Source organism: Bradyrhizobium sp. S3.12.5 (genome assembly GCF_040548225.1).
Lineage (GTDB): Bacteria > Pseudomonadota > Alphaproteobacteria > Rhizobiales > Xanthobacteraceae > Bradyrhizobium > Bradyrhizobium cytisi.
On sequence record NZ_JBEPRF010000032.1, the window covers coordinates 1 to 17,553 of the forward strand.

A 17,553-nucleotide genomic window follows, 5' to 3' on the forward strand; every position below is an offset into this window, starting at 1 on the left:
ATTGAAGGTGCTTGCGGGTCGTCAGGCCATGGGCAAGGTGATCTTGCATCCATGAGAATGCGGGTGGAGGCGTGTGTCACCGCACACGCCCGCTGTCATCGCCCGGCTCGACCGGGCGATCCAGTACTCCGAGACGCCGGTAATTGAATCGAGAGGCCGCGGCGTACTGGATTCCCCGCCTTCGCGGGGAATGACAGCGAGTGCGGGACAGACAGCATGCCCACCGTTGTCCGGTAAAATCCCGCTCAACCATTCCCGCTAAAATTGCGGTGCATTTCGCCGCCTCGCCGTAATGAAACCCGAATATTTCCCGATTCGCCCCAATCGCCGTCGCTTTTTGGGCTGATTCAAATTGCGATTTACCGGTTCCAGTTTGCAGGGCGCTCCTGGACAACAAACAAGAAAACTGAAACCGGCAATGCCCCGCGTTGTGTCAGTATTGGGGAGCATCACCATGGAGACGACGGCCTTCCGTCAGTCCAGAGGGTCGAGGTCGCTCGACTCCGATCAAGTCGCATCACATCCGCCTACCGCGTCCTATATCCGTGCACGCGCCGCACGGGCCGAACTTTCTCCGGACGATCCGATTCCACTCTTCCTGTCCGATCCGCTCAGCCCGCCGGATCCGCGCGAATTCGCGCCACGCGAGTTGCGCACCGGCGTCAGGATCGTCCCGCGCATTCTCGCCGCCATCCTGGCGGCGGCGGCCATCGCGGTTCCGGTCGCGCTGTTTCAGTCCGACCTCAACCGGCTGCTCTCCATCAACACCAAGTCGTGGATGGGCGCGGCCGCGGACGAGGCCGCAGCTTCCGCCAATCCGCCCGCCGCACGGCAGAGTCCTGTCAAGGATGCCGCGCGTGTGACCAACACGATGCTGGCGAGTGCTGACGCACTGGACATGTCCGCGCCAACGGCGCCGAGCCGCGAGGCGATCGCAACCGCCTACCAGACCGCGCTACAGGCTCAGCCACCTGCGCCTGTACCGGCACCTGCCGCCGAACAGCCCGCGTCACCTCCGCCGGCCAAGACCCTCGACGCCGACACACTGGCCGGGTTGATGGCGCGCGCCGGGAGCCTGATGACCGTCGGCGACATCGCCGCGGCGCGGCTATTGCTCGAGCGCGCGGCGAATGCGCAGGATGCGACGGCTGCGTTCCTGCTGGCGCAGACCTATGATCCAATCGTACTGGGCACCAAGGACACGCGGAGCATCACCGCCGACGCCGCCGCGGCGCGCGACTGGTACCAGAGGGCCGCAGCCCTCGGATCGGCGGACGCGCAGCAGCGCCTCGCTCTTCTCTCGAACTAGAACGCTTCAGGGGACATCATGCGTAACGCTTTGAAAATGGCGCTTGCCGCCATCATGACGATCTGTGCCTACACCGCACGCGCAGAGCAGACCGAATATGATCCGGCCAAGGTCTCGGACAGCCTGAAGGCCATCTTCCAGTTCGGCTCGACCTCGACCAAACAGGCGCTCAACGCCAACACCGTCACGCTGATTACCGGCACGATCGGCGGCACCTATGTGCAGTTCGGCGCCGACCTCGCCTCGGTGCTCGACGACGGCAACAAGATCCGGGTGCTGCCGATCGTCGGCCGTGGCTCGGTGCAGAGCGTCGCCGACATCCTGTTTTTGCAGGGCGTCGATCTCGGAATCGTGCGAGCCGATACGCTCGACTATCTCGAACGCAAAGGCTTCGCCAAGGACATCAAGCGGCAGTTCACCTATGTGACGAAACTCTACAACGAGGAGATGCAGGTGATCGCGCCGAAATCGATCGCGACGCTGAAAGACCTCGAAGGCAAGACGGTGAGCGTCGACCTGCCGAATGGCGGCACCTTTGTTACCGCGCTTACCGTGTTCGAGCGGCTCGGGATCAAGGCCAAGTTCGTCTATGTCGAGCAGCGCATCGCGATGGAAAAGCTGAAAGCCGGCGAGATCGATGCAGTGATCGTGGTCGGCGGCAAGCCGTACAAATCGGTCTCGACCTTCGGCAATGACGGCCGCTTTCACCTTGCGAAAGTCGACTACGCAAAGCCGCTCCAGAATGACTATCTGCCGACGACGCTGACCGCCAAGGACTACCCCAACCTGATCAAGGACGGCGAGAGCGTGGACACCATCGCGGTGCCCGCCGTGCTCGCGGCCTATAATTGGGCGCCCAACACCGAGCGCTATCGCAAGCTCGCGCTGTTCGTGGACGCGTTCTTCACCAAATTCCCCGCGCTTCAGAACCCGCCGTTCCATCCCAAATGGAAGGAGGTTTCGCTCGCGGCACCTCTGTCCGGCTGGAACAGGTTGCCGGTGGCGCAGCAATGGCTCGACCGGCACGGCGTCGAACCGGTGACACAGCAACGCTTCGAGGCATTCCTGAAGCAGGCCCCCGCAGCCGCGAAAGTGTCCGACGCAGACAGGGACACGCTGTTCAGGCAATTCCAGGCGTGGGATGCGGAGAAGGCGCGCGCGGAAAAGAAGTAGCGAGCAGCTACACACTCGCCGTCATCGCCCGCCTTGTGCGCAATTGCGCACTGGGGCTGGCGATCCAGTACTCCGAGTCGCCGGAGATTGAATCGAGAGGCCGCGGCGTACTGGATTCCCCGCCTTCGCGGGGGATGACGGCAGTGGGTGTGGCGACGACGTGCCGCCAATAGCGTCTGCTACGCCGCTTCCGCCTCATCCACCCCGCGCTTCAGCGCAGCGCGCGCCGCGTCGCGGTGCTCCGACGTGATATGGCTGGCGACCATGCGAATGGCGGTGGCGAGCACGGCGGCGTCATCGGTGAAGCCGAGCACCGGCATCACGTCGGGAATGAAGTCGAACGGCAAGATGAAATAGGCGATCGCGCCCAGCAGCGACGCCTGGACATGGCGCGGCGTCTGCCGGTCGAACGCGCAGTAATAGGCGGCGAGCAGATCTTCGGCGAACGGCAGATGCGCGACGACGCGCTTCAGCTTGCGCCAGAAGCGGCGGCGCACGCTTTCACGATCTTCCGCGAGCCGATCGGCCGGCTCGAAGCCGACGCTGTGCTCGGCAGCCATGTTCGACAAACTCCCGTTCAGCCGGACGCGGCGGATGGCCGCATCCCGTGTCGATCACAAGATGGGGACGCGGCCCGCCCCTGCAAGACGTCAGCCCTGCGTCAGCTTGGCGATCGCATTCATGGCCGTGGCGAGCGTGATGTCGAGCTTGGTGACGCCACCGGCGTCGTGGGTCGACAGCACCACCTCGACCGTCTTGTAGACGTTGCGCCATTCGGGGTGGTGATCCATCTTCTCGGCGACCAGCGCCGCGCGGGTCATGAAGCCGAAAGCCTCGTTGAAATCCTTGAAGACAAAGGTCTTCCCGATCCCCTTGCCGTCCTGGACCTCCGCCCAGCCCGGGATACCGCCCAGCGCCTGCCTGCGTGCGTCCGCCGATAGCCGTTCTGCCATGATCGCCTCCGTTTTCAGGGGAACTTTACCCTAACACCGTGCCTACGGCCGGGGTTCATACGGGGTTTGGCCGATCCGCTAACCATGACGGAGATGTAACCCCGCCGGACAAGAAATTTGCTACAGTTGCGGGCGTAAATCGCCGGCCAAGATGAAACTGAGCCTGAAGCGCCTGTTTGGGAGATCGATGACCGGGGACGCGAACCTGGCCGAAACGTCCTCTCCGCCTTCGCCGCGATCCGCGGCGCGGAAGACGGCACTCGTGTCTCTGGCGCTGGTGCTCGCGATCATCGGCGCGCTTGCCGGCGGCTATTATTTCGCGATGCGACCGGTGACGCTGAAGATCGCGGTCGGTCCCGCCAACAGCGACGACGTCAAGGTGGTGCAGACACTGACGCAGGCCTTTGCGCAGAGCAAAGGCTTTGTGCGGTTGCGCCCGATCCAGACCGACGGCGCCACCGCCAGCGCGGATCTGCTCGCGGAGGGCAAGGCCGATCTCGCCATCGTGCGCGGCGATCTCAATGTCCCCAAGAACGCCCAAGCCGTCGCGACGCTGCGCAAGAACGTCGCGGTGCTGTGGTCCGTGTCCGGCAAGGGCAAGAAGAAGGGCGCGAAAATCACCAAGATCGCGCAGCTCGCCGGCCATCGTGTCGGCGTGGTCGGCCGCACGCAGGCCAACGTCAATTTGCTCAAGGTGATCCTGCAGCAATACGGCGTCGATCCCGCCAAGGTCGAGATCGTGCAATTCCCGGCCAATGAAGCTGCCGAGGCGATCAAGTCACAGAAGGCCGACGTCTACCTCGCGGCGGGCCCCGTCAACAGCAAGATCACGGCGGATGCGATTGCCGCATCGGCCAAGGATGGCGGCACGCCGACCTTCCTCGCAATCGATTCGGCGGACGCGATCGCGCAGAATCATCCGGTCTATGAAGCGTCGGAGATTCCTGCCGGTACCTATGGTGGTTCGCCCGATCGTCCGGACGACGAGGTCAAGACCATCAGCTTCTCGCACCACATCGTGGCGCGCAAAGGCCTGTCCGAGACCACCGTCGCGGCTTTCACCCGGCAGCTCTTCGCGGTACGCCAGCAATTGCTGACCGAATTCCCGCAGGCCGCGAAGATCGAGACGCCCGATACCGACAAGGACGCGGTGATCCCCGTGCATCCGGGCGCGGCCGCTTTCGTCGACGGCGAAGAGAAAACCTTCCTCGATAAGTACAGCGATTACATCTGGTGGAGCCTGATGGCGCTTTCCGCCATGGGCTCGCTCGGTGCGTGGTTCGCGGGCTATCTGAGGAAGGACGAGCGCGACAACAACAGCCATCTGCGCGAACGGCTGCTCGACATGCTCGCCGCCGCCCGCAAGAGCGAGACCGCCGAAGATCTCGACCAGATGCAGGCCGAGGCCGACGAGATCCTGCGCGACACGCTACGCTGCTACGACCACGGCGCGATCGAGCAAGGCGCGCTGACCGCCTTCAACATCGTGCTCGACCAGTTCCACACTGCGGTTGCCGACCGCAAGGCCGTGCTGTCCAACATGCCGCAGAACCTGCAACGCGCCGGCACGCAATTCCGGGCCGCCGGCAACGCATAAACGCTTGCGCGCGTAATCGCCGCGTCACATTGTCTCAATATAGCTTCCGCTGTCATTCCGGGGCGCGCAGAGCGCCATCCCGGAATGACGGCGCGAGATGCGCGCGAGACTGCTAGCCAGCGAGCGATCCATGAAGATCAAATTTTCCCGCCGTCGTTTCCTCAGCACCAGCGCCGGTGCGCTTGGCGCGATTGCGATGCCACATCTGTCGCGCGCGGCCGACCGGCCGGCGGTGACCCATGGCGTGCAGTCCGGCGACGTCACAGTCGACGGCGGCGTGGTCTGGGCGCGGACCGACCGGCCCGCGCAGATGCTGGTCGAGGTGGCAACCACGGAGTCCTTCAAGGACGCGCGCGCGCTGCCGCCGATCGCGGCGCTGCCCGAGAGCGACTTCACCGCGAAGATGCTTGTGGACAATCTTCCTGCCAGCCAGGACATCTTCTACCGCGTCCGCTTCCGCGATCTCTCCCACACCGCGATCGAAGGCGAGCCCGTGGTCGGCCGCTTCCGCACGGCGCCCGCCGACCGCCGCGACGTCAGCTTTATCTGGGGCGGCGACGTCGCCGGCCAGGGCTGGGGCATCAATCCCGACGACGGCGGCATGGTCACCTTCGCGGCCATGCGAAAACACCGGCCGGATTTCCTGCTGCATTCCGGCGACACCATCTACGCCGACGGCGTGATCCCCTCCGAGGTCAAGCTTGCCGACGGCAAGATCTGGAAGAACGTCACGATTCCCGAGAAGGCCAAGGTCGCCGAGACGCTGGACGAGTACCGCGCCGCGCACAAATACAATTTCACCGACGACAATGTCCGCGCCTTCAATGCCGAGGTGCCGATCTTCGTGCAGTGGGACGATCACGAGGTGACCAACAACTGGTCGCTGTCGAAGGATCTACCGGCGACCTACAAGGTGCGCGACATCTCGCTGCTCGCGGCGCGCGCGGGCCGCGCCTTCCACGAGATGTATCCGATGCGCGAGAGCATCAACGAGCCGGGCCGGGTCTATCGCCAGATCTCCTACGGCCCGCATCTCGACGTGTTCGTGCTCGACGAGCGCAGCTATCGCGGCCCGAACGGCGCCAACCTCGAGACGGACTACGGCCCGGCCAGCTATTTCCTAGGGCCCGAGCAGATGGCGTGGCTGAAGCGTGGCCTGCTCAATTCGCGCGCGACATGGAAGGTGATTGCCTCCGACATGCCGCTCAGCCTGATCGTCTATGACGATGCGACCAACAAGAAGGGCTCCGAGGCATTCGCGCAGGGCGACGGTCCGGCCCGCGGCCGCGAGCTCGAGATCGCCGACATCCTGCGCTTCATCAAGATGGCACCGATCAAGAACACGGTGTGGCTGACCGCGGACGTGCACTACGCCGCCGCGCATTATTACGATCCCAACAAGGCCCAGTTCCAGGATTTCGAGCCGTTCTGGGAATTCGTCTCGGGTCCGCTGCATGCCGGCACGTTCGGTCCGAACGAGCTCGACAACACCTTCGGCCCCGAGGTGCGCTTCATCAAGGCGCCCGGCCTCGACAAGCAGAACCTGCCGCCGTCCGCCGGCATGCAGTTCTTCGGTCACGTCAAGATCGACGGCGCTTCGGGCCAGATGATTGTGACGTTGCGCGACCGCGCCGACGTCGCGCTGTGGTCGACCACGCTCGATCCGAAGCAGGCCTGAGGCTACCGCGCCGTCAGGCGTCGCGCGCCTGCAACGCCGCTTCCAGCGCATCGCTGGAGCACGGCTTTTGCAGCCGCGGACGCGCGGCAAATTGCGCAGGGATGCCGGTCTCCGCGCCGTAGCCGGTGACGAAGACGAAAGGGATTTCCAGGGCGGCGAGCCGCTCGGCGATTGCAAAGCTCTTCTCGCGGATCAGCTCGACATCGAGCAGCGCGAAGTTGGGCGCGCGTGCCGTGATCTCCTGCAGCGCCTGCGCCACCGACGCCACGGTGCGCACGCTGGTCACACCAAAGCCGAGCAGTCGATCCTCGAAATCGATGGCGATGATCGGATCGTCCTCGACGATGAGAACATCGGCAGGAACGTCGGCCGAGCGGTCCGGGGAAGCAGGTATCATGATCCTGGCTGCTATCGAGGGCTGCATGTTTTTCACCAATCTGGACGGCCTCATCCCGACGCCTGCGCCCAAGCCACATCGGAGGGTTCCCGGAACGAAACTCACCACAGAACAGTTTTGATGTCTGTCCACATGTGCACACAAGCCGTGAACCGAGCCCGCTAATGTGGAGAGGAGGAGGGAAAGTTCACGATGGACGCGCGTATCAGCCTGGCAAACGAGATCGAGAGCCGCCCCGCCAACAATCTCTTGCGGCGCCTGAACGCGGCGGATTATGCGCTGCTCGCGCCCCATGTCACCCTCGACGACGTCGGCGCGAACCATCTGCTCTACAGTCCCGGCGACGACGTCCAGGTCGTGCATTTTCCCTGCGGGCCTTCGCTCGCGACGTTTCTGGTCCCGAATGAGGACGGCCGTGACGTCGAGACCATTCTGGTCGGTCGCGAAGGCGCGGTGGGCGGCATCGTCAGCGAAGGATTTCTGCCGGCCTACACCCGCATCTGCGTGAAATTCGGCGGCCCGTTTGTGCGCATCAATGTCGCCAAGCTGGAAGCAGCCAAGCTGAGCTCGCCATCGCTGCGCAATATCTTTGCCCGCTACGCCGATTGCATGCTGGCGCAGATGTTCCAGTCGACCGCCTGCAACGCCATCCACTCGATCGAGCAGCGCACGGCGAAATGGATCCTGGCAGCGATGGAGCGGACCGGCGACGAGAGCAGCGTGCCACTGACGCATGAGCAGCTCGCCACATTGCTCGGGGTGGGGCGCAGCTATGCGAGCCGCGTGCTGCAATCGTTCAGGGCCGAAGGCGTGCTCGACACGCGGCGCGGCTCGATCCTGGTCCGCAACCATGCCGGCCTGCGCCTGCGCGCCTGCCTCTGCAACGACGCCGTGAAGATGCACTTCGAGGAGGTGCTGCGCGGGGTCTATCCGACCGAGCAGCCGGACCGCGGCTCCGCTCAGGGCTGATTGCGGCGGCCACCACGGGTTAAAGGGCCGATTTGGCCCAGAATCGTCCCTAACCCCCGGGGATTTCCGGGCAAAATTCAGTCAACCAACCCCGAAAGAACGCATTGTTTTTTGGCGCTTTTTGCTTATATTGCGCCGCAAACGCGTAGGCTGCCCGGTCGATATGGCCGGGTTTCCTTTTTGGGCGTAGCAGGCCCCGTTTTCCACGTTTCCAGCGTTATCCGTGAAGAGGTCCCGGCTTGACCGGCGAGATCGCGCTTAACCCATTGTCCGATCGCAAAGAAGCTCACTCATGAATCTTCGTAACGTCGCCATCATCGCCCACGTCGACCACGGCAAGACCACCCTCGTCGACAAGCTCCTCCAGCAATCCGGCACCTTCCGCGAGAACCAGAAGGTGACGGATCGCGCCATGGACTCCAACGACCTGGAGCGCGAGCGCGGCATCACCATTCTGGCCAAGGCGGCCTCGGTGCAGTGGAAGGACACCCGCGTCAACATCGTCGACACTCCCGGCCACGCCGATTTCGGCGGTGAGGTCGAGCGCATCCTGAACATGGTGGACGGTGCGCTTGTGCTGGTCGACGCCGCCGAAGGCCCGCTGCCGCAGACCAAGTTCGTGGTCTCCAAGGCGCTCAAGGTCGGCCTCAAGCCGATCGTCGTCATCAACAAGGTCGACCGTCCCGACGCGCGTCCGACCGAAGTCATCAACGAGGTGTTCGACCTGTTCGCGGCGCTCGACGCCAGCGAGGAGCAGCTCGACTTCCCGATCCTGTACGGGTCGGCCAAGCAGGGCTGGATGGCCGAAAGCCCGGAGGGTCCGCAGGACAAGGGCATGGAGCCGCTGTTCGACCTGATCCTGCGCCACGTCGCGCCGCCGACGGTCGAGGAAGGTCCGTTCAGGATGATCGGCACCATCCTCGAGGCCAACCCCTATCTCGGCCGCATCATCACCGGCCGCATCTCGTCCGGCGTGCTCAAGCCGAACCAGCAGGTCAAGGTGCTGCATGCCGACGGCAAGCTGGTCGAGACCGGGCGCATCACCAAGATCCTGGCATTCCGCGGTCTCGAGCGCACGCCGCTCGATGAAGCCGAAGCCGGCGACATCGTCGCCATTGCCGGCCTGACCAAGGGCACCGTCGCCGACACCTTCTGCGACCCGACCGTCGAGGTGCCGCTGCCGGCGCAGCCGATCGACCCGCCGACCGTGTCGATGTCCTTCATCGTCAACAACTCTCCCCTCGCCGGCACCGAAGGCGACAAGGTGACGAGCCGCATGATCCGCGACCGCCTGCTGCGCGAAGCCGAGGGTAACGTCGCGCTGCGCGTCGTCGAGGCCACCGACAAGGATGCGATGGAAGTGTCCGGCCGCGGCGAATTGCAGCTCGCGATCCTGATCGAGACCATGCGCCGCGAGGGCTTCGAGCTCTCGGTGTCGCGCCCGCGCGTCGTGTTCCAGAAGGACGAGGCGACCGGCGCGACCATGGAGCCGATCGAGGAAGTCGTGATCGACGTCGACGAGGAGCATTCCGGCGTCGTCGTGCAGAAGATGAGCGAGCGCAAGTCCGAGCTGGTCGAGATGAAGCCCTCGGGCGGCAACCGCCTGCGCCTGGTGTTCTACTCGCCGACCCGCGGCCTGATCGGCTACCAGGGCGAGCTGCTCACCGACACCCGCGGCACCGCGATCATGAACCGCCTGTTCCACGGCTATGCCCCGTACAAGGGCGAGATCCAGGGCCGCCGCAATGGCGTGCTGATCTCCAACGACCAGGGCGAAGCGGTGGCTTACGCCATGTTCAAGCTGGAAGACCGCGGCCCGATGATGATCGAGCCCGGCTGGAAGGTCTACAAGGGCATGATCGTCGGCGAGCACACCCGCGACAACGATCTCGAGATCAACGTGCTCAAGGGCAAGCAGCTCACCAACATCCGCACGACCTCGAAGGACGAAGCCGTGCGCCTGACCCCGCCGATCCGCATGACTCTCGAAAAGGCACTCGCTTATATCGAGGACGACGAGCTCGTCGAGGTCACCCCGAAGTCGATCCGCCTGCGCAAGAAGCACCTCGACCCGAACGAGCGCAAGCGCGCGGAAAAGTCCAAGGAAGCGGTGGCGTAAGCCACGTTCTCGCTCGCTGTCATTCCCCGCGAAAGCGGGGAATCCAGTACGCCGCGCTCTCTCGGCCCTCTAACGACTGCCTCTGGAATACTGGATCACCCGCTTTCGCGGGTGATGACACCTGATTTGTGGTGACTTTAGCGCGTACCAGAGACGTGCTAGAGGCCACCCATGTCGTTCCCCTCCGTCGACGTCGCAATCATCGGTGCCGGTGCAGCCGGCCTCGGCGCAGCACATGCGCTGCGCGGTTCAGGCCTCTCGGTGATCGTGCTGGAGGCGCGCAACCGGCTCGGCGGCCGCGCCTGGACCGTGCAGGCCTCACCCGAGATCACCTTCGACGTCGGCTGCGGCTGGCTGCACTCGGCCGACAAGAACTCGTTCGTTCCAATCGCACGCGCGCTCGCATTCGAGCTCAACAAGGATCTGCCGCCCTGGCGCGAGCGCGCCTATGGCAATGCCTTTCCGCAAGGCGAGCGCGACGATTTCATGGGCGCGATGGACGCGTTCTACGAGCGGCTCTGGCAGGCCGCGCAAAAGGGCAAGGACGAGCCCGCGAGCCGCAGCCTCGAGCCCGGCAATCGCTGGAATCCCATGATCGACGCGATCTCGACCTACATCAACGGCTGCGAACTCAAGGACATGTCGACGCTCGACTGGGACGCCTATGAGGACAGCGAGCTCAACTGGCGCGTCCGCCGCGGCTATGGCGCGCTCATCGCGGCCTATGGCGCGCCCTGCCCGGTGGCCCTGAACTGCAGCGTCACGCTGATTGATCATTCGAACAAACAGGTCCGCATCGAGACGTCACAGGGCATGATGGCCGCGGACAAGGTGATCGTCACCGTACCGACCAACCTGATCGCGGAGGAGGCGATCCGCTTCTCGCCGCCGCTACCGGCCAAAGTCGACGCAGCGCGCGGCCTGCCGCTCGGCGTCGACGACAAGGTGACGCTGGCACTCGACGACGCCGAAGCCTTCCCCAGGGAAGGAAACCTGCGCGGCGCCAGCATGCGCACCGAGATGGGCACCTACCACATCCGCCCGTTCGGCCAGCCCTGCATCGAAGGCTTTTTCGGCGGCAGCTTTGCTAGGGAGCTCGAAGCCGCCGGCGACGGCGCCATCGCCGCACACAGCATCGACGAGATCGCGGGCTTTCTCGGCAACGACATCCGCCGCAAGCTGAAGCCGCTGTACGAGTCCCGCTGGGGACACGATCCGTTTGCGCGAGGGTCGTACTCGCACGCGCTGCCGGGGCACGCCGGCGACCGTGCGGTGTTGGCCGCGCCGGTGGATGGGCGATTGTTCTTTGCGGGCGAAGCGACGTCGCCGAACTTCTTCACGACGGCGCATGGCGCGCGGGACAGCGGCGAGCGCGCGGCGAAGGAAGTGCTTGCTGCTCTTGGCAAGTCGTAACTGCACACTCCGTCATTGCGAGCTACTCGATCACCCGTGCCCGCAAATCGGCATCGGGAACGAAGCACGCATCATACTTCCCAAAAATGCGATAGCGATTGCGTGCGATGAGGCTGTACACCGCATTGCGCAGCGGCTTCGGCACGGCGAACAGCGCGCGCACCCAACCCCAGCCGGGAAGCAGCGACAGCACCGTCAGCGTGGCATCGGACTTCATAAACACCTCGCCGCCATGGACCACCGCATTGGTATCGGGATCATCGGCATCGATGCCGAACGTCCGCGCGAGCTTTGCCCCATAGTCCGATTGAATCGGCGTGAACCGAAAGCGCTTTGCCGTGTCGCGCTGCGCGACGAACCGCACCCAGCGCGAGCAGAAGATGCAGACGCCGTCGAACAGGATCACGTCGTCATCAAGCCATTTTTGCATCAGCGATTATCCAGCATCCGGGGCGCGACCAGGAAATACAGCGTCATGGCCTGTTCGCCACCACCAGCTTCAGCGCACGCCCAAGCTCGTTGCTTGCGGCTTGAACGCCCGCCTCGGTCTCGATCATCCAATGTCCTTCGCTGCCCACGGCCGGCAGCGTGCGGAGGTCGTCCTGGCCGCCGCCGCTGCGAAACGCATCCGCGAGCTCTTTCGAAAATGCCGGCGCAAAATAGCTGTCATTGACTGCGACCAGCGATGTGACGGGAATGCGCGCCACCTTGCCGAATTCGGCCGCAGCCGCGAGCAGCGTATGGGGCGCGCAGACCTTGTTCGGCTCGTCATTGGCGTGACCGCCGCGTCCGGGCGCAAATACTGCGATCGCGGAAATCCGTTTCGGATCGGCGTTCGCGAGCGCCAGTGCGCCCCAGCCGCCTGCGGAGTGTCCGATCACGACCGCGGCATCCTTGCGAATAAAAGCCTGCTTTTGCAGATAGTCCAGCGCGAGCGAAATTTGCTCCGCTGTCGCGCGGCCCGCGCGTGCGTAGTCCGCTTCGTCGCAGCCACCCTGGTCCTCGACATAGCGGCCGCCGGTCGCGCCATGGCCGAGCCGCTCCGGCACGAGCACGGCAAAGTCGCGCGCGACGAGAAACGCTGCGAGTGCGCGATATTCCGGCTGCGGCATTTGTGCGCGACGCAACACGTTCTGTGTCGACGCATGTGCGATCACCGCAAGCCGAAACGGACCGGCACCGACGGGACGAAACAGCAGCGCGCGCGCGGCAATGTCGGTATCCGGGGACGGCACGCGCCATTCCTGCCGCCGGAACGGCTCGCTCTCTGCGCCCGCTGCCCCGAACGTGACCTGAGCGCTCAGAGGCTGCGCCGTCAGCACGGACAGCAGAAGTAGAGCAAGGGTATCGAGGAGCCGCATGAATGACCGAGGACGAACACGGATGACACAGGCCAGAGTATTCGGAACGAATCACTCTGGGCGGACTTTCTGCGTTGCCATCGCCGTTCGTTCGCTGAGACCGCGGAGTTTTGCACCGGCGCATGGCAGACCACTGCCGTCCGAAATGGCGGCTTGTCTTTTTTCGGTACAACATGGTTAAAATACTGATGCAGAAAGTCCACAGGTTAACCGATAATTAACGATAGGTCTTGCCGCCGGCGCGGCGACTTGGTTTGATCGCCTCCATGAGCACAACCCTGATCGAGGTCCGGCCGGCCAAAGCTGCAGATGCAACTGCGGTGGCGTCCACCCATGACGAAGCCTGGCGTTCCGCCTATCAGGGCATCATTCCCGGCGCCGAGCTGGAGAAGCTGATCAACCGTCGCGGTCCGCAGTGGTGGGACAGCGCGATCCGCAAGGGCAGCCGCGTCAGCGTGCTGGTGTTCGGCGACAAGATCGCGGGTTACGCGAACTACGGCCGCAATCGCGCCCGCAGCCTGCATTTCGACGGCGAGATCTACGAGCTGTACCTGCGCCCCGAGTTTCAGGGCCTCGGCTTCGGCCGTCGCCTGTTCACCGCCGCCCGCCGCGACCTCACGCAGAGCAATCTGAAGAGCATGGTGGTGTGGGCGCTCTCGGACAACGATCCGGCGACCGAGTTCTACCGTGCCTTGGGCGGCCGCATGGTGGCGCGCTCCTCGGAGCGGTTCGGGCCGAAGTCGCTCGACAAGGTTGCCTTCGCCTGGACCAATTGACCTGCTGAAACCTTAATCGGCAGCGCTGCCCATTCGTCGATACCGTTGCTTTTTGCACCGGTGATCGCTGGATTCATTATTTCAAAAAACACGATGGATCGGGGGGCCAAGCCCGCGTATGACAGCGCCAAAATCGCTGCCGGGCGCGATTTAACCTCGGCGACAACGGAGCCTATTTAATGCGTATCGATGCGGTCTCGATCGGAAAAAACGTCCCTGAGGACGTCAACGTCATCATTGAAGTCCCCGTGGGCGGCGAACCGATCAAATACGAGATGGACAAGGAAGCCGGCACGCTGGTGGTCGACCGCTTCCTCTACACGCCGATGCGTTACCCCGGAAACTACGGTTTCATCCCGCACACCCTGTCCGATGACGGCGACCCCTGCGACGTGCTGATCATCAACACCCGCGCCATCATCCCCGGTGCCGTCATGAGCGTGCGCCCGGTTGGCGTGCTGTTCATGGAGGACGAGGCCGGCGGCGACGAGAAGATTCTGGCAGTGCCGTCGTCAAAGCTGACGCAGCGCTACGACAAGGTGAGGTCGTATTCCGACCTGCCCGATATCACGCTGCAGCAGATCCAGCACTTCTTCGAGCACTACAAGGATCTCGAGAAGGGCAAGTGGGTGAAGATCATGCGCTGGGGCGGCCCCGAGGAAGCGCAGAAGCTGATCCTCGAAGGCATCGAGCGCGAGAAGAAAAAGAAGGCGTGAGCTGTTCTCCCTCGCCCCGCTTGCGGGGAGAGGGTCGGGGTGAGGGGGAGTCTCCGCAAGGACGGTGAGCGTTGGACTCGCGGAGAGTCCCCCCTCACCCGGCGCTTCGCGCCGACCTCTCCCCGCAAGCGGGGCGAGGTGAACTACACCGCTGGCCTTGGCACCCCCGCGATCGCACAAGCTGCGCGCAGCGTGTTCACGAGCAGGCAGGCGACCGTCATCTGGCCAACGCCACCCGGCACCGGCGTCACCGCACCGGCAACGCCAAGCGCTTCCTGATAGGCGACATCGCCGACGAGGCGGGTCTTGCCGTCGGCATGCGGCATGCGGTTGATGCCAACATCGATCACGGTCGCACCCGGCTTCAGCCAGTCGCCGCGCACCATCCTGGGCTTGCCGACCGCGGCATAGACGAGATCGGCCTGCCTCACGAGTCCGGGCAGGTCGCGCGAGCGCGAATGGGCGATCGTCACCGTCGCGTTCTCGTTCAGCAGCAACTGCACCAGCGGGCGGCCGACTAGATTGGAGCGGCCGATCACGATGGCGTTCATGCCCTCGAGGGAAGGGTGCACGCTCTTGGTCAGGATGATGCAGCCGAGCGGCGTGCAGGGCGACAGCGCCGCGAAGCCGCCGGCGAGCCGCCCGGCATTGTTCGGATGCAGGCCGTCGACATCCTTGGCAGGATCGATGGCATTGATCACCGCCTCTGTGTCCAGCCCCTTGGGCAACGGCAATTGCACGAGAATGCCGTGCACGGCGGGATCGCGATTGAGCTTTGCGACCACGGCCAGCAGATCGGCTTGCGAGACGTCCACCGGCAGCTTGTGCTCGAACGAGGCCATGCCGGCTGCCTGGGTCTGCGTATGCTTGGAGCGGACATAGACTTCGCTGGCGGGATCGTTGCCGACCAGGACCACTGCGAGGCCCGGCACCAGATCGTGGTCGCGCTTGACGCGGGCGACCTCCTCAGTGACGCGCGCACGAAGGTCCGCGGCGATGACTTTTCCATCGATGATCCTGGCCGTCATGTCAGTTCCCTATGCCTGTCGATTTGACGGAAGCGAGCTCGCGCAACGCCTCGGTAAGTCGTGCCGGATCGCCCGCGATGGCGACCTGCTTCAGCCGCGACGTCGTCCCCGACAAAAGAGTGACGCTGGCCTTGGGTACGCCAAGCGATTTCGCCAGCAGCACTAGCACGGCGCGATTGGCCTCGCCGCCATCGGCGATGGCACGCACACGCACCTTCAGCACACTGCGGCCGTCGGAGAGCTGTTCGACGCCGTCGACGCCGTCACGTCCGCCCCGCGGCGTCACCCGCAACGCGATGCTGACGCCGGTGGTGGAGATCCGCCAAGGATCCATCGAGGCTCCATCACGGTTTCGCCGGGCTAGGGCACGTTCGGATAGACGTACTCGGCGAGATAGAGCTGGATCAGCCAAAGCACGAAGAAGGCGACGATCGGAGACAGATCGAGCCCGCCCATCGCAGGCAGCCGGCGCCTGATAGGGCCGAGGACCGGCTCGGTAATCCGATAGAGAAATTCCCAGACCGCGCCGACGAACTGGTTGCGAGTATTCACGACATTGAACGCAATCAACCAGGACAGGATTGCCGATGCGATCAACAGGTAGATGTAGAGATTGATGATCTGGATCAGAATGAAGACTATCGGGCGCATCAGCGAAACACTCTCTGGGCCAGTCGCGGGATGGGTTATGGCTAGATATCGGTTCCCTCCGGCCCAAACAAGGGAAGTCGGTGCCCGGATGGCTAAAACCGGGTTGCACCCATCCTTGACTTGACCTTGGCAGGGACTTAAATGGCGCCCGGTTGTCGGCCGCGTTTACCAGAGCGGCCAGCAAAGGGGCCATAGCTCAGCTGGGAGAGCGCGTCGTTCGCAATGACGAGGTCGGCGGTTCGATCCCGCCTGGCTCCACCAGCCTTCGCTCGCTTCGCGAGCTTCGGCTGGGCAAGCCAGCCCTGCTCTCTCGTAGCGAAGTGAGCGAAGGCTGTCCCGCCATAGCCCGCAGGGCGACGGCGGACCTATCCACGGAGTGCTTCCTACTTCCCCGTAAAGCGCGGCGGCCGCTTCTCCATGAAGCTTGCGACCCCCTCGCGAAAATCGCTGCCGTTCAACGCCACCATCATCTCCCGGTTCGCCTCGATGGTCGCCCCACTGAGCGTCTGGCCGGCACGCGTTCGCGCGCGCTCGTTGGCAACGAGCCTAGCATATCCAGGGATGAGGCAAGGACTTGCGCCAAGGACTTGCACCAAGGACTTGCGCGAACGCGCGATCACTCGGCGGCTTGCGCCAGCACAGGCCGGTACGCCAGCCAGCCGTCGATAAAACGATCGAGCCAGACGCGTTCCGCGGCATCGTAGACCGCGCGATCGGCAAAATGATGATGCCGTTCGCGCGCGCCAGGCGCGCTGAGACCGTCATAGCCGCGCGTGGTCCAGCAATGCATCATTGCGTAGGTCACGTCGGGATGAAACTGCACGCCGAAGGCATTGCCGGTGCGGAACGCCTGGATCGGAAAATCATCGCCTTCCGCAAGCAATTCGGCGCCGGAAGGCAACTGAAATCCCTCGCGATGCCAGTGATAGACCTGCGCCGGCCAGTCCGCGCAGAGCGCGCGGCCAGCCGCGGTCGGGCGGATCGGGTAGTAGCCGATCTGGGTCAGTGCCTGTGCATGCGGCGCGACGCGTGCGCCGAGCTGCATCGCCAGCATCTGCGCGCCCAGGCAGATGCCGAGGAACGGCCGCTGTTCGCGGAGTGGAATTTGGATCCAGTCGATCTCGCGGCGGACGTAGTCGTCGGGATCGTTGGCGCTCATCGGGCCGCCGAAGACCACGGCGCCGGCATGCCGGTCGAGCGTGTCGGGCAGGGGATCGCCGAAGCGCGGCCTGCGGATGTCGAGATGATGGCCGAGCGCGCGTAGCGCGTTGCCGACGCGGCCGGGCGTCGAGGATTCCTGGTGCAGGACGATCAGAACCGGCAGAGGGTGCTCTGAGGCGGCCGCGCTCGGCGTCCTTCTGGGGAAGGGCACCAGTTCTGCGCCACCAAACCTGTCCGTCCGAAACGACATGG

Annotated in this window: 18 protein-coding genes, 1 tRNA gene and 1 pseudogene; 10 read left to right on the top strand and 10 right to left on the bottom strand. The window is 64.3% G+C overall.

All coding sequences use genetic code 11. The features are described from left to right. Window positions 1-454 precede the first annotated feature (454 nt). Together ABIC09_RS33525 and ABIC09_RS33530 are read left to right on the top strand one after the other, a co-directional pair. Complete coding sequence (locus ABIC09_RS33525; RefSeq protein WP_354111951.1) at window positions 455-1,309, top strand: SEL1-like repeat protein; 855 nt, start codon at window positions 455-457, stop codon at window positions 1,307-1,309. 18 nt (window positions 1,310-1,327) lie between these two features. Then, a complete protein-coding gene (locus ABIC09_RS33530; RefSeq protein ID WP_148756241.1) occupies window positions 1,328-2,482 on the top strand; it encodes a TAXI family TRAP transporter solute-binding subunit in 1,155 nt (384 codons plus the stop codon). A 179-nt stretch (window positions 2,483-2,661) separates the two neighbouring features. Here the strand turns inward: ABIC09_RS33530 and ABIC09_RS33535 are convergent, their stop codons facing one another. Beyond that, on the bottom strand, window positions 2,662-3,042 hold the full coding sequence (locus ABIC09_RS33535) for a YkvA family protein (protein ID WP_148756242.1): 381 nt from the start codon (window positions 3,040-3,042) through the stop codon (window positions 2,662-2,664). Window positions 3,043-3,132: 90 nt separating this feature from the next. Beyond that, on the bottom strand, window positions 3,133-3,435 hold the full coding sequence (locus tag ABIC09_RS33540; RefSeq protein ID WP_148756243.1) for a 4a-hydroxytetrahydrobiopterin dehydratase: 303 nt from the start codon (window positions 3,433-3,435) through the stop codon (window positions 3,133-3,135). 151 nt (window positions 3,436-3,586) lie between these two features. On the opposite strand from ABIC09_RS33540, the gene ABIC09_RS33545 reads away from it, so the two are divergent. Together ABIC09_RS33545 and ABIC09_RS33550 are read left to right on the top strand one after the other, a co-directional pair. After that, window positions 3,587-5,032: a TAXI family TRAP transporter solute-binding subunit gene (locus tag ABIC09_RS33545; RefSeq protein ID WP_354111952.1), complete on the top strand. Its 1,446-nt coding sequence runs from the start codon at window positions 3,587-3,589 to the stop codon at window positions 5,030-5,032. 130 nt (window positions 5,033-5,162) lie between these two features. Then, entirely contained in the window at window positions 5,163-6,710 is a 1,548-nt protein-coding gene (locus ABIC09_RS33550; RefSeq protein WP_354111953.1) for an alkaline phosphatase D family protein, read from the top strand. Window positions 6,711-6,723: 13 nt separating this feature from the next. On the opposite strand, the gene ABIC09_RS33555 is transcribed toward ABIC09_RS33550, so the two are convergent. Continuing rightward, window positions 6,724-7,107, bottom strand: coding sequence for a response regulator (locus ABIC09_RS33555; RefSeq protein ID WP_354111954.1), 384 nt, complete (start codon window positions 7,105-7,107; stop codon window positions 6,724-6,726). 192 nt (window positions 7,108-7,299) lie between these two features. Here ABIC09_RS33555 and ABIC09_RS33560 point away from each other — a divergent pair, with 192 nt between their 5' ends. The 3 genes from ABIC09_RS33560 to ABIC09_RS33570 all read left to right on the top strand — a co-directional run bounded on the left by ABIC09_RS33560 (window position 7,300) and on the right by ABIC09_RS33570 (window position 11,608). Beyond that, the gene (locus ABIC09_RS33560; RefSeq protein ID WP_354031168.1) at window positions 7,300-8,076 is read left to right on the top strand and encodes a Crp/Fnr family transcriptional regulator; all 777 of its coding nucleotides are present in this window, start codon (window positions 7,300-7,302) and stop codon (window positions 8,074-8,076) included. Window positions 8,077-8,368: 292 nt separating this feature from the next. Next, a complete protein-coding gene (typA, locus tag ABIC09_RS33565; RefSeq protein WP_354111955.1) occupies window positions 8,369-10,195 on the top strand; it encodes a translational GTPase TypA in 1,827 nt (608 codons plus the stop codon). Window positions 10,196-10,366: 171 nt separating this feature from the next. Then, window positions 10,367-11,608 (top strand): flavin monoamine oxidase family protein, encoded by a 1,242-nt coding sequence (locus ABIC09_RS33570; protein WP_354111956.1) that lies wholly within the window; start codon window positions 10,367-10,369, stop codon window positions 11,606-11,608. Window positions 11,609-11,630: 22 nt separating this feature from the next. On the opposite strand, the gene ABIC09_RS33575 is transcribed toward ABIC09_RS33570, so the two are convergent. Beyond that, complete coding sequence (locus tag ABIC09_RS33575) at window positions 11,631-12,038, bottom strand: thiol-disulfide oxidoreductase DCC family protein (RefSeq protein ID WP_354111957.1); 408 nt, start codon at window positions 12,036-12,038, stop codon at window positions 11,631-11,633. A 43-nt stretch (window positions 12,039-12,081) separates the two neighbouring features. Beyond that, window positions 12,082-12,969, bottom strand: coding sequence for an alpha/beta hydrolase family protein (locus tag ABIC09_RS33580; RefSeq protein WP_354111958.1), 888 nt, complete (start codon window positions 12,967-12,969; stop codon window positions 12,082-12,084). A gap of 266 nt (window positions 12,970-13,235) precedes the next feature. On the opposite strand from ABIC09_RS33580, the gene ABIC09_RS33585 reads away from it, so the two are divergent. Both ABIC09_RS33585 and ppa read left to right on the top strand, forming a co-directional pair. After that, window positions 13,236-13,745 carry a GNAT family N-acetyltransferase gene (locus ABIC09_RS33585; RefSeq protein WP_354111959.1) on the top strand — a complete coding sequence of 170 codons (510 nt, stop codon included), beginning with the start codon at window positions 13,236-13,238 and terminating at the stop codon, window positions 13,743-13,745. 179 nt (window positions 13,746-13,924) lie between these two features. After that, window positions 13,925-14,461 carry an inorganic diphosphatase gene (ppa, locus tag ABIC09_RS33590; protein ID WP_148752828.1) on the top strand — a complete coding sequence of 179 codons (537 nt, stop codon included), beginning with the start codon at window positions 13,925-13,927 and terminating at the stop codon, window positions 14,459-14,461. Between the two features lie 143 nt (window positions 14,462-14,604). On the opposite strand, the gene folD is transcribed toward ppa, so the two are convergent. The 3 genes from folD to ABIC09_RS33605 are packed head-to-tail and all read right to left on the bottom strand — an operon-like array spanning window position 14,605 to window position 16,140. Beyond that, window positions 14,605-15,489, bottom strand: a complete 885-nt coding sequence (folD, locus tag ABIC09_RS33595; RefSeq protein ID WP_354111960.1) for a bifunctional methylenetetrahydrofolate dehydrogenase/methenyltetrahydrofolate cyclohydrolase FolD — start codon at window positions 15,487-15,489, stop codon at window positions 14,605-14,607. A 1-nt stretch (window position 15,490) separates the two neighbouring features. Continuing rightward, window positions 15,491-15,823, bottom strand: coding sequence for a DUF167 domain-containing protein (locus tag ABIC09_RS33600; protein WP_354111961.1), 333 nt, complete (start codon window positions 15,821-15,823; stop codon window positions 15,491-15,493). Between the two features lie 26 nt (window positions 15,824-15,849). Next, complete coding sequence (locus ABIC09_RS33605; RefSeq protein WP_148752825.1) at window positions 15,850-16,140, bottom strand: YggT family protein; 291 nt, start codon at window positions 16,138-16,140, stop codon at window positions 15,850-15,852. 185 nt (window positions 16,141-16,325) lie between these two features. Between ABIC09_RS33605 and ABIC09_RS33610 the strand changes: the two genes are divergently transcribed. Beyond that, window positions 16,326-16,401, top strand: a tRNA-Ala gene (locus tag ABIC09_RS33610). 122 nt (window positions 16,402-16,523) lie between these two features. On the opposite strand, the pseudogene ABIC09_RS33615 reads toward ABIC09_RS33610, so the two are convergent. Together ABIC09_RS33615 and ABIC09_RS33620 are read right to left on the bottom strand one after the other, a co-directional pair. Then, a pseudogene (locus tag ABIC09_RS33615) lies at window positions 16,524-16,649 on the bottom strand (enoyl-CoA hydratase); the annotation flags it as partial. A gap of 107 nt (window positions 16,650-16,756) precedes the next feature. After that, window positions 16,757-17,551, bottom strand: a complete 795-nt coding sequence (locus tag ABIC09_RS33620) for a glutamine amidotransferase (protein ID WP_148752824.1) — start codon at window positions 17,549-17,551, stop codon at window positions 16,757-16,759. Window positions 17,552-17,553: the final 2 nt, after the last annotated feature.